Here is a 13,940-nt window from a genome sequence, read left to right on the forward strand (position 1 = left end):
CCGGGGTCCGCCGAGTCCCCCGCACGACCACGTCAGTCTACGTCCGCGCTCCGGTCCGGGCCGGGACCGCCGACGCGGGGCGGACGGGACCGCCGACGCGGACGCGCCCGGCCGGGGAGCCCCGGCCGGGCGCGCTCACGGACCGCCCGGAGCCTGGTCGGCTCCGGCGGGCCGGGGGTCAGAACCGGGTGCTGACCGTGACCCCGCTGAAGTCGGTGACCGCGTACAGGCTGAGGTAGCGGTAGCCGGCGGTGGGGTTGGTGACGGTGAGGGACTGGGTGGTGCCGGTGGCGGTGGAGGAGGCGGTGAAGGCGCTCGGCGAGGCCCAGGTGCCCGCGTTGTAGTACAGGTGCGCGGTGCCGGTGCCGCCGGAGGTGGTGACCTTCAGGGTGGTGGTGCCGGCGGGCAGGTAGACGTACAGGTAGTCGGTGTTCCCGGCGGTCGCGGCGCGGCCGGTCCGCGAGCAGTTGCGGCCCATCGCGTCGGTGCGCTGCTCGGTGCAGTTCGGCAGGGCGACCGGGGCGGCCGTCACGGTGACCGTGGTCGCGGTGGTGGCGGTCCGGCCGGTGTCGTCGGTGGCGGTCAGGGCGACGGTGTAGGAGCCGGCCGCCGCGTAGGTGTGGCTCGGGTTGCGCTCGTCCGAGGAGGTGCCGTCGCCGAAGGTCCAGCGCCAGGAGGTGATCCGGCCCGGGCCGGTCTGCACGGCCCGCTCGGTCACGTTGACGGTCGCGCCGTTCACCGGCGCGTCGAACAGGGCGGTCGGGCCGGCGGCGTAGCAGGCGCCGGCGGCGCAGGCGGTGAGCCAGGCGTCGAAGTCGGCGTCGTAGGAGGTGCCGACGCTGTTGTAGACCGCGTAGCCGCCGGCGTAGTCACCGGTGCGGAAGCGGGCCAGCATGGCCTGGACGTCGGCCGGGTGCTTCTCCAGCATGTACCGGACGGCCAGGTAGCCCCACGGGTAGACCCGGGTCGAGTCCGAGTTGCCGTAGGTGTTCTGGAGGATGGTGCTGAGCTTGTAGGTGTGCAGGGCGGCCTGGGCCATCGCGTCGGTGTCGGTGGTGGCGCGGTAGCTGTAGGAGATGTACTCGGCGAGGCCCTCGACCCACCAGATGTCGGGGACGGACGTCTGGGTGTTGTAGTTGCCCTTCATGTCGTAGATGCTGTCGAGGTAGTGCGTGTACTCGTGGTTGAGGTTCCACACCCGGGCGGGGTCGCTGTTGTTCCAGGCCTTCTGGTACATCACGGTGGCGGCGCGGCGGTCGGGGTCGGTGGCGTCCATGACGGTCTGGCCGCCGTTGTCCGTCGAGTTGCCGAAGATCGCCCACGAGTAGGTGGTGTAGTCGGTCTTGTTGGCGAAGATCCCGAAGGTGACGGTCTTGGCGTACTGGTTCGGGATCGGCCCGTCGTCCTTGACCACGTTGTGGAAGAACGCGTCCTGGTTGCGCAGGCTCGTGCAGACGGCGGCCAGTTCGGCGGCCGACAGGGCCTGGGCCTGGAGGGTGCGGTTGTCGCAGGCCAGCTGGTTCGGCAGGACCACCGAGGTGAGCTTGGCGGGCAGGTTGCAGATGCCGTAGTACGAGCACTGGCTGCTGTTGTAGTAGGCGGCCTGGACGGCCGTGTAGACGTACAGCGCCGCGTCGGGCGTGAGGAGCGGGGCGGCGTCCAGCACCCGCTTGACCTGCGGCTTCGCCACGGCCTCGACGGCGGGGCTGCTGCCGGCCATCCGGGCGAGGTCGTTGCCCGCGTTGGTGTCGAGGACGGAGTTGGGCCCGTTGAGCAGGTCCTTGTGCTTGATCGCGAAGTCGGCGAGCGAGGTGACGAGGCTCGGGTAGGAGCCGAGCGCGCTGACGAAGTTCGAGTTGGTGTTGCCCCGCCAGAGCGGGAACCTCAGCACGGAGTTGACCGCGCTGACCATCTGCGGGAACGCGTTGTACGAGTTGTCGTAGTCGTCCAGCACGCGCTTGTAGACGGGCAGGTAGTCGGCCTGGATGTTGGCGCTGTCGGTCTGCGTCAGCACCTCCTTGAGCACGCGGCCGTTGTCCTCGGTGACGTCGTGCCAGCGGGAGCCGGCGAAGAAGGCGTCCAGTCCGGCCTTGACGGCGGTGGTGAGCGCGCCGGTGTACGGCCCCGCCGCGTCGGGGTAGTAGGACTGGATGTAGTAGCCCACCCGCAGGTAGAGCACCAGCTGCAGGATGCCGGTCGAGTTGTCGCCGGTGTAGGTGGCCGCGAGGTCCTTGAAGGCGGCCGCGACGGTCAGCATCCGGGACTGCTGGAAGATGCCCGGGTCGGTGCCGCCGTTGTTGAAGAGCGCGGAGACGCAGTCCGGGGTCGAGCTCTTGAGGAAGGCGACCAGGTCGGCGCCGGTGTGGGAGGCGAAGTCGGCCGGGGTGCAGGTCGCTGCGGCGGCCTCGGTGCCCGACTGGGCGCGCGCCGCGGGGGACTCGGGCCGGGCGAGGGCGGTGGCCGGGGTCTGCGGGGCCGTGGTGGCCGGTTCGCCCATGAGGGTCTCGCCGAGCAGGGCCGCGGGCAGTGGCGCGGCGGGCGCGCCGGGGTGCTCGGACCCCGTCGCCGCGCCGGCCGTGGACGGTCCCGCCGGCTTCGCGGCGGCGGCGGCGAGAGCCGCGGCCGTGGCCGCGGCCGTCCCGGTCGGGGCCGTCGGGGCGGTCGCGGACGGTGCGGCGGTGACGGCGGGGGGTGCCGCGAAGGCCTGGGCCGGCAGCACGGCGGCGGCCGTGGCGCAACAGGCGACGACGCCGGCTGCGAGCGTGGAGAGACGTATGCGCAGGTGCACGCCGAGTCCTTCGTCGAGTGGGGGCAGCCTGACGTGGGGTCAAGCTGAAGGAAGGAGATCGGCGTGGATCCTGCCACCGAATGAACATCAGAACAATGTCACAGGTCATATCACACGAAGGTTTCGGCCACCTCGCCGCCCACGGCGCCCCGCCGGGTGTCCGGGCTGTGGCTGACCTGCGGCGGCGGGGACCGGTCCCGACCGGCCGGCGGGCGGCCCGCGGGCGGTGGGCCGCCGCCGGGGCGCGGGCCGGGAGGTCGCCGCAGCCGCGCGGACCGGCGGGACCGCGCGGACTGGCCGAACTGCGCCCCGGGCCGGGGCGTCGCGGGGCCCGCCGGCCGCGGTCGTCCCCGTCGGCCGCCGCCCACCGGGGGCCGGGCGGCGGCCGACGCTCGAAGGCTCAGGCGAGGCGGCCGCCGCCGTCGACGTGGAGGACCGTGCCGGTGACGAACGGGCTGGTCATGGCGAAGGTGACGGCGCGGACGAGGTCCTCGGTGGTGCCGGTGCGGCGGGCGGGGTTGCGGTCGGCGACGGAGCGCAGGAACGCGCTCTTGTCGGCGCCCATCCGGTCCCAGGCGCCGGTGTCGACGATGCCGGGGGAGACGGCGTTGACCCGGACCGGGGCGATCTCGACGGCCAGGGCCTGGACGAGGAAGGCCAGGGCGCCGTTGGTGGTGGCCATCACGGTGCGGGCGGGGGCGGGGCGCCAGGCGGCGACGCCGGAGAAGAAGGTGAAGGACGCGCCGTCGGGGCTGTCGGTCGCGGCCTGCGGGGCGAGGTGCTTGGCGAGCAGCAGCGGTCCGTAGACCTTGGCGGCGAACGCGCGGTGGACGTCCGCGAGTTCGAGCTCGGCGAGCGGGCCGTTGGCGGGCATGGCGGCGGTGGAGACCAGGTGGTCGAACCGGCCGGTGGCGGCGGCGAGGGCGGCGATCGAGTCCTCGTCGGCGAGGTCCACGGGGACGACCTCCGCCGGGCCGGTGAGCTCGCCGGCGGTCCACTCCAGCTTGCGGGGGTCGGGCCCGGCGAGGACGAGTCCGGCTCCGGCGGCGGAGGCGGCGCGGGCGAGGGCGCGGCCGGTGTTGGAGCCGGCGCCGACCACGACGACGCGGCGGCCGGAGAGCGGGAGGTCGAGGGGCAGAGGCGAAGGGGCGGGGTTGCTGGTCATGCCGACAACCCTGCGCTGAGCAGGCCGGATGCGTCCAAGGCTTGTTTTCTGGGAAAGCCATAAACTGCCTGCATGGCTACCCCCACGCTCCGCCAGTTCGAGTACCTGGTGACCGTCGTCGACACCGGCTCCTTCACCCGGGCCGCCGAGCTGCTGCACGTCACCCAGCCCGCGCTCTCGCACCAGGTGCGGGCGCTGGAGAAGGCGGTGGGCGGCGCGCTGCTGGAGCGGCTGCCGCGTGCGGTGCGGCCGACGCCGATGGGGCGGGCCGTCCTGCCGCACGCCCGCGCCGCGCTCGCGGACGCCGAACGGCTGCGCGCCGCGGCCCGCTCGGCGGCCGGACTGGACGGTGGGGAGCTGGAGTTGGCCACGGTGTACTCGGTGAGCCTGGGTATCCTGCCGCCGGTGCTGCGGACGTGGCGGCGCGCGCACCCGGGGGTGCGGATCCGGCTGCGCGAGTACGCGCACAACGAGGAGCTGCGGGCGGCCATGGCGGCCGGCCAGGCGGACGTGGCCGTGGGGACCCCGCCGGCCGACTGGGAGGGGCCGATCCGGGAGCTGGGCGTGGAGGAGTTCGTGCTGACGCTGCCCCCGGAGGACGCGGAGGACGCGGAGGGCGGAGGCGGCTCGGCAGGCGTGGACGGCCCGGACGGTGCGGACGGTGCGGGGCGGGCCCGGTGCCGGCGCGTCCCGCTGGCCGAACTGGCGGACCGGGACTGGGTGCACTACGCCCCCGGCAACGGGCTGGCCGACGTGCTGGACGCGGCCTGCGCCGAGGCCGGGTTCCGGCCGCGGGTGGCCGTGCGGACGGAGCAGACGGCGGCCGCCCCGCTGCTCGCGGCCGCCGGTCTGGGGGCGGCGCTGGTGCCGGCCAACATCGTGCCGGTGGGGTTCGACGGGCTGGTGCGCCGCCCGGAACCGCCGGTGCGGCGCGTGCTGGTCGCGTACACCCGGACCAGGCCCGACCCGCTGACGGCGGCCTTCGTCGACCTGCTGGCCCGGCGGGCGTGCCTGCTGCCGCCGCAGGTGGCGGAGCTGCTCGCGAACGGCGGGTGAGGGGGAGTCCGGGATCGCGGGGCGGCCGGAGGTGGCCGTATTCGGTCGGACGGATTCTCGTGATCTCTACAGTGTTGTAGATTCTTTTCCAGGGAGAGCAGCAGCGCAACCGAGGAGGGCACTGTGGGAGTTTCGCTGGCCAAGGGCGGCAACGTCTCGCTGACCAAGGAGGCGCCGGGCCTGACCGCCGTCATCATCGGACTCGGCTGGGACGTGCGGACCACCACCGGCGCCGACTACGACCTGGACGCGAGCGCGCTGCTCTGCAACGCGCTCGGCAAGGTGGTCTCGGACGGACACTTCGTCTTCTTCAACAACCTTCGCAGCCCCGACGGTTCGGTCGAGCACAGCGGCGACAACCTGACCGGTGGCGGCGACGGCGACGACGAGCAGATCAAGGTCGACCTGGCCGCCGTGCCGGGTGACGTGGCCAAGGTGGTGTTCCCGGTGTCGATCTACGACGCGGACGCCCGGCTGCAGAGCTTCGGCCAGGTCCGCAACGCCTTCATCCGGGTCGTCAACCAGGCCAACGGCCAGGAGATCGCCCGCTACGACCTCACCGAGGACGCCTCGACGGAGACCGCGATGGTCTTCGGCGAGCTGTACCGCAACGGCGCCGAGTGGAAGTTCCGCGCCATCGGCCAGGGTTACGCCTCCGGCCTGCGCGGCATCGCCACCGACTACGGCGTGAACGTCTGACGGCTCCCGGTGTGACGGCGAGCGGCGTGACGGGGAGCGGCGCGAGGTGCCGCCGCTCCCCGGGGCCGTCCGGCTGCGGTCGTCCGGCCCTGCGGGGGCGGCCCGGCGCGCACGGCCGCGGACCGGCGTGTGCGCGCCGGGTGGTCCGCGGGCCGGGCGGTCAGCCCCTCAGCTGGATCGAGGTGCGGGCGGCGAGCGGAGCACCGGAGACGCCCGAAAGGTCGGCCACCACCAGGTAGTTGCCGGCCGGCGCGGGCGTCCTCTCCGCCGGGGCGCACTGCGGCTTGCTGCGGCTGCGGTCCCAGGTGAACGTCTCGGCCAGCCCGTCCCCGGCCGGGATCCGGGCCCAGCCGCCGCCGCGGTCGTCCGGGCAGTCCGCGGAGGACCAGACCCGCTCACCGGAGACGGCCGTGACGGTGACCCCGGCGGCGGTGCGGCCGAGGTCCGCCCGGCAGTCCTGGGCGGCCGTGTTGCGGACGGTCAGGACCAGCCCGGGCTTCTCCTGCGACGGGTAGGAGGCCTGGGAGGCGGTCAGCTCCAGGGTCACCTGCGAGGACGTGCACACCGGCAGGGCCGTCACCCCGGCTGCGCCTGGCGCAGCGCTCGCACCGGTTCCGCCCGTACCGGTCGCGGCCGTACCGGCCCCGGTCGTGCTTCCACCGGTCGGGGCGTTCCCGGACGCGGTGGCGGCCCCGGGCGGGGCGGCGGCCCCGGTGCCCGCCGCGGACGGTGACGAACTCCCCGGTCGGGTGGTGCCGTTGGCGGCCGCTCCGCTCCCGGCGTCGTCGTCGCCCCGGTCGGGGAGCAGGTTCCAGGCGAGTGCGGCGGCCAGCGCCAGGGCGGCCACGGACGCGGTCGCCAGGACCGGGGTCCGCCTGCGCCTCGGCGGGCGTGCGGGCCGGGGCGCCCGGGTGGGTCCGGTCGGCCGGGGTGCAGGGGCCGCCTCCTCCACGGGAGGCCGGGAGCGGTCCGGCCCGTCGGGCGCCTCCCCGCTGCCGGGGGCGGCGGTCGCGGGGCCGTCGCCGTGCGGTGCCGCCTCCTCCCCCTGCGGCTCCGGGTACCCGCCCCGAGGTGCCGATTCCCTTTCCTGCGGTGCCGCCTCCCCGTCCGTCGGCTCCCTGTCCGTCGGCTCTGCGGCCGTGCTGCGCCGTTCGGCGGCCGCGCCGCGCGGCTCCGCGAGCGTGCCCGGGTCGAGGAGCGTCCTGTCGTGCGCCGCCGCCGGAGCCGCCGCGGTCGCGCTCTGTCCGGCCGCCGCGGTGGCGCCCAGCTCGGCGGCGGCGAGTGCGCGGTCGAGTTGGTCGGCGTCGGGGCGTAGTGCGGGGTCGCGGGCGAGGAGGCCGGCGAGGACGGGGGCGAGGGGGCCGGAGCGGGTGGCGGGGGGCAGGGGTTCGTCGAGGACGGCGGCGAGGGTGGCGAGGGTGGTGGCGCGGCGCAGCGGGTGGTGGCCTTCGACGGCGACGTAGAGGGTCATGCCGAGTGACCAGAGGTCGGAGGAGGGGTTGCCCTCTTCGCCGCGGATGCGTTCGGGGGCTATGTATTCGGGTGAGCCGATGAGGGCGCCGGTGGCGGTGAGGGCGGTGGAGTCCTGCATGGCGGCGATGCCGAAGTCGGTGAGGACGGGGGTGCCGTCGGTGCGCAGGAGGACGTTGCCGGGTTTGACGTCGCGGTGCTGGATGCCGGCGGTGTGGGCGGCGCGCAGGGCGGAGAGGACGCCGCGTCCGATGCGGGCGGCTTCGGGGACGGTGAGCGGGCCGCGGGTGATGCGGTCGGCGAGGCTGCCGCCGGCGACGAGTTCCATGACCAGCCAGGGGTGGGGGTGGCCGGGGGTGTCGACGATGTGGTGGATGACGGCGACGTTGGGGTGCTGGAGGCGGGCGAGGGCGCGGGCTTCGCGCAGGACGCGTTCGCGCAGTTCGAGGGCGCCGGCCGGGTCTGCGGCGGCCATCGCGGGGTCGGGCGGGCGGACCTCCTTGAGCGCGACCTCGCGGTGCAGCATGGTGTCACGGGCCCGCCAGACCAGGCCCATGCCTCCGCCGCCGAGGCGTTCGAGCAGTTCGAAGCGGTCGTCGATGAGCCGTGTCTCCGGCCCCCCAGTGTTCATGGCGGACATCCTGGCACCCCCGCCGCGCCGGAGTGCGGGACTCCGCGACACCGGGCGGCGTCGGGGCGGGGGTGCCGGTGCCTCGGCCCGGACCGCTCAACGGGCCCCGGGAGGGGTGGAGTTCGGCGGCCGGTCGAGGGACAGGCCGCCGAACCCGCCGGTGCCGGCGAGCTGTTCGCGCCACCAGTCGGCCATCCCGGCCTCGTCGATGGCCGTCCAGTCCGGTGCGCCGGTGACCTGCGCCCGGCCGAGCCGGCGGCCGAGGTCGACCAGCGCCCGCCCCACGGCGCCGCGTTCGCGGTCGTACCCGGGCAGCAGGTCGTCCCAGCCGTCGGCCGTGCGCCAGGCGGCCTCGAAGGCGCAGGCGTCCTGGAGTGCCTTGGCCGCGCCGCTGGTGTTGTGCGGGCGGACCAGGGTGGCGGCGTCCCCGGCGAGCAGCAGCCGGCCGGCGGTGCGGCGCGGGGTCGCGAGGTCGTGGATCGGCTGGAGGAGGATCCGCCCGACCGGGGTCAGGTTGACGACTTCGGCCCAGTAGGGCGGGAGGTGGCGGTCGGCGAGCTCGGCCAGTTCGTCGAGGCGGGCGGGGTCGAGCGAGCCGGCCGGGATGCCGTCGGGGTCGGCGGAGGTGTCGTCGACGGGGCGCAGCCAGGCGGGTGCGGATGCGTAGAAGACCCAGTTGACCAGGGTGGTGCCGGGGGTCAGGCCGGGGATGCGGTAGAGCACGACCTGGCCGCCGGGGTAGCAGGCGGTGATCACCTCGTGCGCGGGCCAGCGGGCGCCGCCGCCGGGCAGCCGGTCGAGCAGGCGGGCGTCGAAGCTGCCGCGCCAGCAGACGTACCCGGCGTACTCGGGCCGGGCGTCCGGGCAGACGGCGGCGCGGACCACCGAGCGGTGGCCGTCGGCGCCGACCACCAGGTCGTACGGCTCCCGTCCGTCGGCGGTCTCCACCCAGGCCTGCCGGTCGTCCCGGCCGCCGCCGCTGCCGACATCGTCGCTGCCGTTGCCGTTGCCCCGGTCACCGTCCGCCGTCCCGCCGCCGCCGACCGCCGTGACGGTCGTGCCCGCGCGGAACTCGACGCCGTCCGGGGCGCGTTCGCGCAGGCCCTGCCAGAGCACGCCCCAGTGGAACGAGTTCATCGTCATCGGCTGGACCCAGAGCACCCGGCCGCGCGGGCCGTGGGCGCCGCCGGGGTCGGCGGCGACCCAGTGGCGTTCGGTGAGCGGGTGGTGGCGGATGCCGTCGTCGAGGTGGCCCGCTCGGACGAGTTCGGCGTAGCGGTCCAGGACCACGCAGAGGCCCACGCCGCGGTCCTCCAGTCGGCCGGGGCTGCGTTCCAGGACGGTGACCCGCTCCGCCCCGCCCCGGGCGGCGGCCCTGGCGAACGCGCACCCCGCGATGCTGCCGCCGACCACGGCGACCGATCCACCCCGCACGGCCGTGCCCCCTCTCCGGGGCCGCGGTCGGCCCCGTCCGTTGTCCGATGACCATACGCCGCGAACTGACGATCCGTCAGCAAAGCACCGGGGGAGTTCGCGACGGGCGGGGCCGGAGGGGATGGAGGGGTGAAGGGGGCCGATGGGGCCGCCGGGGCCGGCGGCGGGGGCGGGGCATCGCCGCCTCTCTTATGCAACCAGTTGCATACGGGTCCGCTCCTACCCTACCGTGTGGTAACAACGAGCCGCCGCCTCGACGAAGCCCCCCGGAGACCCCGATGACCGCCACCCCGCAGCCGCCCCACCCCCACTACCCGCACCTGCTGCGCCCGCTCGACCTCGGCTTCACCACCCTCCCCAACCGCGTCATCATGGGCTCCATGCACGTCGGCCTGGAGGAGGCCCCCGACGGGCCGGAACGGCTGGCCGCCTTCTACGCCGAACGCGCCCGCGGCGGCGTCGGCCTCATCGTCACCGGCGGCATCGCCCCCAACGAGGCCGGCCGCCCCTGGGGCGGCGGCGCCATGCTCACCACCGAGGAGGAGGCCGACCGGCACCGCGTCGTCACCGACGCCGTGCACGCCGCCGGGGGCCGGATCGCGCTCCAGATCCTGCACTTCGGCCGCTACGCCTACCACCCCGACCTGGTCGCCCCCAGCGCCGTCCAGGCCCCGATCAGCCCGTACCCGCCGCGCGCCCTCACCGCCGACGAGGTCGAGCGGACCATCGAGGACTTCGCCCGCTGCGCCGCCCTCGCCCGCCGCGCGGGCTACGACGGCGTCGAGGTCATGGGCTCCGAGGGCTACCTGATCAACGAGTTCATCGCCGCGGCCACCAACCACCGCGAGGACGAGTGGGGCGGCCCGTACGAGAACCGGATGCGCTTCCCGGTCGAGATCGTCCGCCGGGTCCGCGAGCGGGTCGGACCCGACTTCATCCTGATCTACCGCCTCTCCATGCTCGACCTCGTCCCCGGCGGATCCACCCTCCCCGAGGTCGTGCGGCTCGCCCGGGCCGTCGAGGAGGCCGGCGCCACCATCATCAACACCGGCATCGGCTGGCACGAGGCGCGCATCCCCACCATCGCCGCCTCCGTGCCGCGCGGCGCCTTCGCCTGGGTCACCCGGAAGGTGATGGGCTCGGTCGGCATCCCGCTGGTCACCTCCAACCGCATCAACACCCCCGAGCTCGCCGAGCGGCTGCTCGCCGACGGGTACGCCGACCTGGTCTCCCTCGCCCGCCCGCTGCTCGCGGACGCCGACTTCGTCGCCAAGGCCCGCGACGGCCGCGCCGACGCCGTCAACACCTGCATCGGCTGCAACCAGGCCTGCCTCGACCACACCTTCAGCGGGAAGACCACCTCCTGCCTGGTCAACCCGCGCGCCTGCCACGAGACCGAACTCGTCCTCGCCCCGACCAGGACGCGCAAGCGCATCGGCGTCGTCGGCGCCGGACCGGCCGGCCTCGCGTTCGCCGTCTCCGCCGCCGAACGCGGCCACGCCGTCACGCTGTTCGACGCCGCCGACACCATCGGCGGACAGCTGGACGTCGCCCGGCGGATCCCCGGCAAGGAGGAGTTCGACGAGACCATCCGCTACTACCGCACCCGGCTCGCCGAACTCGGCGTCGAGCAGCGGCTCGGCGCCCTGGTGGAGGCGCCGGAGCTCGCCGCCGAGGCCTTCGACGAGGTCGTCCTCGCCACCGGCGTCACCCCGCGGATCCCCGCCGACCTCCCGGGCGTCGACCACCCGAGCGTGCTCGGCTACCTCGACGTGCTGCGCGACGGCGCGCCCGTCGGCGAGCGCGTCGCCGTCGTCGGGGCGGGCGGCATCGGCTTCGACGTCGCCGAGTACCTCACCGACCAGGGCGACGAGGCGAGCCTCAACCCGTCCGTCCACCAGCGCAAGTGGGGCATCGACCCGGAGTACCGCGAACGCGGCGGCCTCGCCCGGCCCGAGCGGCCCGCGCCCCCGCGCCGGGTCCACCTCCTCCAGCGCCGGACCGGCAAGGTCGGCGCCGGTCTCGGCAAGACCACCGGGTGGATCCACCGCGCCGAACTCAAGCACCGCGGCGTCACCACGGTCGCCGGCGCCCGGTACGACCTCATCGACGACGCCGGACTCCACTTCACCCTCGACGGTGAACCGCAGCTGCTCCCCGTCGACACCGTCGTCCTCTGCACCGGCCAGGAACCGCGCCGCGACCTCGACGCCGCACTGCGCGCCCTCGGCATCGTCCCGCACCTGATCGGCGGGGCCGACGAGGCCGCCGAGCTCGACGCCAAGCGGGCGATCAAGCAGGGAACCGAGCTGGCCGCCGCGCTCTGACCCCCGCCGCAGGAGGCGTGCGGCGCCTCCTGCGACGTCCCGGGTCGTGCCGGGGCACGGCCTAGGATCGACCCATGTCGCTGCCGCACGCCATCCTCACCGCCCTGCTGGAGAAGCCGTCCTCGGGGCTGGAGCTGACCCGGCGGTTCGACAGGTCGATCGGCTTCTTCTGGTCCGCCACCCACCAGCAGATCTACCGTGAGCTCGGCCGGCTGGAGACGTCCGGGCTGATCAGGGCGCTCCCGCAGACCGGGCCGGTGCGCGGCCAGAAGAAGGAGTACGAGGTCCTGCCCGCCGGCCGCGCCGAACTCGAACGGTGGACGGCCGGCGCGGACGCCCCCAAGACCGTCAGGGAGCCGCTGCTGCTGCGGCTGCGGGCCGCCGCCGTGGTCGGAACGGCCGGGCTGGAGGCCGAACTCCACCGGCACCTCGCCCTGCACCGGGCGCAGTTGGCCGACTACCAGGAGATCGAGCGGCGCGACTTCCCGCCGGGGCCGGAAGTCGACCCCGACCCGCTGCAGCACGCCGTGCTGCGGGCCGGCATCGGGCTGGAGGCCTTCTGGGTGCAGTGGCTCGCCGAGACCCTCGCCACGCTGCCGCCCGACGGTTCCGGTGCTCCCGGTGCTCCTGGAGGTTCCGGCGCTCCCGGCGGGCCGGGCGGCCCCTCCGGCCCCGGCGGCTCCTCCGGCCCCGGTGGCGCGGCCGCCGGATCCACCGCCCGGACGCCCGCCGAGACGGCCGTCAACCCCTCCTGACCTGCGGATCCGCCCTCCGGGCGGGCGGGTGCCGGGGCGCGGTGGGAGACTGGACGTCCGTCCCTGCCCGCACTCACGACCGGGGGCCGCATGTCTCTCCCGAGGCCTTTTCCCGCCCTGACGGCCGCGGTCGCCACCGCCGTGCTGACCCTCGGCGCCGCCGGGTTCGCCGCAGGCCCACCGCTCGCGCCGCCCGCGACCACTGCGGCCGGGGCGACCGCGGGGGCCACCGTCGCGGCCACCGTGGCGGCCGCCCCGGACCGTGCGGCCGCGGCCCCGGCCGCCGCACAGCTGCCCACCGACGAGCAGCTCAGGGCGGCCCTGCTCACCGTCGACGACCTGGGACCGGACTTCACCGAGATCCCGGCCGGCGCGAGCCCCTCGCCCGAGAGCGGCGCCTCCCCGGTGGCCGGCTGCGACGCGCTCCGCGCGCTGCTGAACCGGGAGACGGCGCAGGGACCGGCCGGACGCCCGCACCAGGGCGTCGAGTTCGAGGGCCCCACCGGCAACCCGCTGGTCACCGAGTCGCTCACGGCGGAGGAACCGGAGCGCCTCACCGCCGACTTCGCGACCGTCACCTCGGCGTTCACCGAGTGCCACAGCCTCACCTTCAACGACGACACCGGCACCGCCGTGACCTTCACCGTCACCCCGATCGCCCTCGGCGACCGGCCCGGCGCCCCGGCCGTGCGGCTGGACGGCGAGCTGGAGGGGATCCCGCTCAACGGCTACCTCGGCGTCGAACGCCTCGGTGACGTCGCGCTCTCCTACGGCTTCTTCCAGCGGGACTCCTCCTCCTCGCAACTCGCCTCCCTCTTCTACCGCGCCGCCGTCGCCAAGGCCGAACGCACCCTCGGCGCTCCGGCGGGCTCCACGGCGGCCCCCACCGCCCCGGGCACGCCGTCGACGCCGTCCGCGCCGGGCACGCCGTCCCTGCCGTCCGCCCCGCAGACGCCGCCCACCCCGGGTGCCCCGTCCGCGGCCGTCTGACGGACCGCCGCCCGGCCTCCCCCGCTACCCGGCGGCGCTGCCGCCCGGACCCCACGGCTCCCTGGCGCGGCCGTGCCCCGCGGGCCACAATGCGGGCATGCGCAAACGGCTCCTGGCCGGTCTGGCGGGCCTGTTCACGGTGGCGGCGTCGGCGGCGGCGTGCGGTGGGCCCGCAGGGCCGGCCCCGCCGTCCGCCGCCGCGCCGCGGACGCCCGCCGCCTCGCCGTCCCCGCCGCCGTTCGACCCGCTGGAGGACTGCGTCCTGAGCATCGAACCCTGGCTGCGGACGTACCTCGACGGCGGCACGGACCTCGGCGACTACCAGGAGATGGGCCTCTCCGGCGCACAGGGCGGCGCGCTGCGCGAACTCCAGCGGCAGGCCGCGGCGTTGAAGGCGCAGGGACCGCTGCCGCCGGACTGGGCCGCCACCGAGGTCCGCCGGGCCTGCACCGCGATCGTCGCGGCCAGGGCCACCATGACCGCGAAGCCGACGGGCTGGCCCTGACCGGATCGGCCGGGCCCCGTCGCCGTCGGCCGCCCCTGGGGCCGCTTCCCGTTCGGGCCCGCGGCCACTACCCTTTCGGACTCGCGGTGGCTTCCCGTTCGGGTCCGCCTCCGCCGGACG

The 13,940-nt window shown here is 75.4% G+C and carries 10 protein-coding genes; 6 read left to right on the forward strand and 4 right to left on the reverse strand.

Features of this window, described 5'->3' with window-relative positions; genetic code table 11:
- Nucleotides 1-178: 178 nt before the first annotated feature.
- Together OG550_RS28600 and OG550_RS28605 are read right to left on the reverse strand one after the other, a co-directional pair.
- Nucleotides 179-2,788 (reverse strand): collagenase, encoded by a 2,610-nt coding sequence (locus tag OG550_RS28600; protein WP_327682335.1) that lies wholly within the window; start codon nucleotides 2,786-2,788, stop codon nucleotides 179-181.
- A gap of 400 nt (nucleotides 2,789-3,188) precedes the next feature.
- A complete protein-coding gene (locus OG550_RS28605; protein ID WP_327682337.1) occupies nucleotides 3,189-3,953 on the reverse strand; it encodes an SDR family oxidoreductase in 765 nt (254 codons plus the stop codon).
- Between the two features lie 72 nt (nucleotides 3,954-4,025).
- Between OG550_RS28605 and OG550_RS28610 the strand changes: the two genes are divergently transcribed.
- Together OG550_RS28610 and OG550_RS28615 are read left to right on the forward strand one after the other, a co-directional pair.
- Entirely contained in the window at nucleotides 4,026-5,009 is a 984-nt protein-coding gene (locus tag OG550_RS28610; protein WP_327682339.1) for a LysR family transcriptional regulator, read from the forward strand.
- A gap of 123 nt (nucleotides 5,010-5,132) precedes the next feature.
- The gene (locus OG550_RS28615) at nucleotides 5,133-5,708 is read left to right on the forward strand and encodes a TerD family protein (RefSeq protein WP_327682341.1); all 576 of its coding nucleotides are present in this window, start codon (nucleotides 5,133-5,135) and stop codon (nucleotides 5,706-5,708) included.
- Between the two features lie 160 nt (nucleotides 5,709-5,868).
- On the opposite strand, the gene OG550_RS28620 is transcribed toward OG550_RS28615, so the two are convergent.
- Complete coding sequence (locus OG550_RS28620; protein ID WP_327682342.1) at nucleotides 5,869-7,809, reverse strand: protein kinase domain-containing protein; 1,941 nt, start codon at nucleotides 7,807-7,809, stop codon at nucleotides 5,869-5,871.
- A gap of 96 nt (nucleotides 7,810-7,905) precedes the next feature.
- A complete protein-coding gene (locus OG550_RS28625; RefSeq protein ID WP_327682344.1) occupies nucleotides 7,906-9,243 on the reverse strand; it encodes an FAD binding domain-containing protein in 1,338 nt (445 codons plus the stop codon).
- A gap of 278 nt (nucleotides 9,244-9,521) precedes the next feature.
- On the opposite strand from OG550_RS28625, the gene OG550_RS28630 reads away from it, so the two are divergent.
- The 4 genes from OG550_RS28630 (at nucleotide 9,522) to OG550_RS28645 (ending at nucleotide 13,820) form a co-directional block, all read left to right on the forward strand.
- A complete protein-coding gene (locus OG550_RS28630) occupies nucleotides 9,522-11,570 on the forward strand; it encodes an NADPH-dependent 2,4-dienoyl-CoA reductase (protein WP_327682346.1) in 2,049 nt (682 codons plus the stop codon).
- A 74-nt stretch (nucleotides 11,571-11,644) separates the two neighbouring features.
- Complete coding sequence (locus OG550_RS28635; protein ID WP_327682348.1) at nucleotides 11,645-12,325, forward strand: PadR family transcriptional regulator; 681 nt, start codon at nucleotides 11,645-11,647, stop codon at nucleotides 12,323-12,325.
- A gap of 90 nt (nucleotides 12,326-12,415) precedes the next feature.
- A complete protein-coding gene (locus OG550_RS28640; RefSeq protein ID WP_327682349.1) occupies nucleotides 12,416-13,315 on the forward strand; it encodes a hypothetical protein in 900 nt (299 codons plus the stop codon).
- A 97-nt stretch (nucleotides 13,316-13,412) separates the two neighbouring features.
- Complete coding sequence (locus tag OG550_RS28645) at nucleotides 13,413-13,820, forward strand: hypothetical protein (RefSeq protein ID WP_327682351.1); 408 nt, start codon at nucleotides 13,413-13,415, stop codon at nucleotides 13,818-13,820.
- Nucleotides 13,821-13,940 lie beyond the last annotated feature (120 nt).

The sequence above is a fragment of the Kitasatospora sp. NBC_00458 genome (assembly GCF_036013975.1).
In the GTDB taxonomy this organism is placed as follows: domain Bacteria; phylum Actinomycetota; class Actinomycetes; order Streptomycetales; family Streptomycetaceae; genus Kitasatospora.

Coding starts and splice junctions, on each gene's coding strand:
- OG550_RS28605 (WP_327682337.1), bottom strand. CDS start 3,953: ATGACCAGCAACCCCGCCCCTTCGCCTCTGCCCCTCGACCTCCCGCTC.
- OG550_RS28610 (WP_327682339.1), top strand. CDS start 4,026: ATGGCTACCCCCACGCTCCGCCAGTTCGAGTACCTGGTGACCGTCGTC.
- OG550_RS28620 (WP_327682342.1), bottom strand. CDS start 7,809: ATGAACACTGGGGGGCCGGAGACACGGCTCATCGACGACCGCTTCGAA.
- OG550_RS28630 (WP_327682346.1), top strand. CDS start 9,522: ATGACCGCCACCCCGCAGCCGCCCCACCCCCACTACCCGCACCTGCTG.
- OG550_RS28635 (WP_327682348.1), top strand. CDS start 11,645: ATGTCGCTGCCGCACGCCATCCTCACCGCCCTGCTGGAGAAGCCGTCC.
- OG550_RS28640 (WP_327682349.1), top strand. CDS start 12,416: ATGTCTCTCCCGAGGCCTTTTCCCGCCCTGACGGCCGCGGTCGCCACC.
- OG550_RS28645 (WP_327682351.1), top strand. CDS start 13,413: ATGCGCAAACGGCTCCTGGCCGGTCTGGCGGGCCTGTTCACGGTGGCG.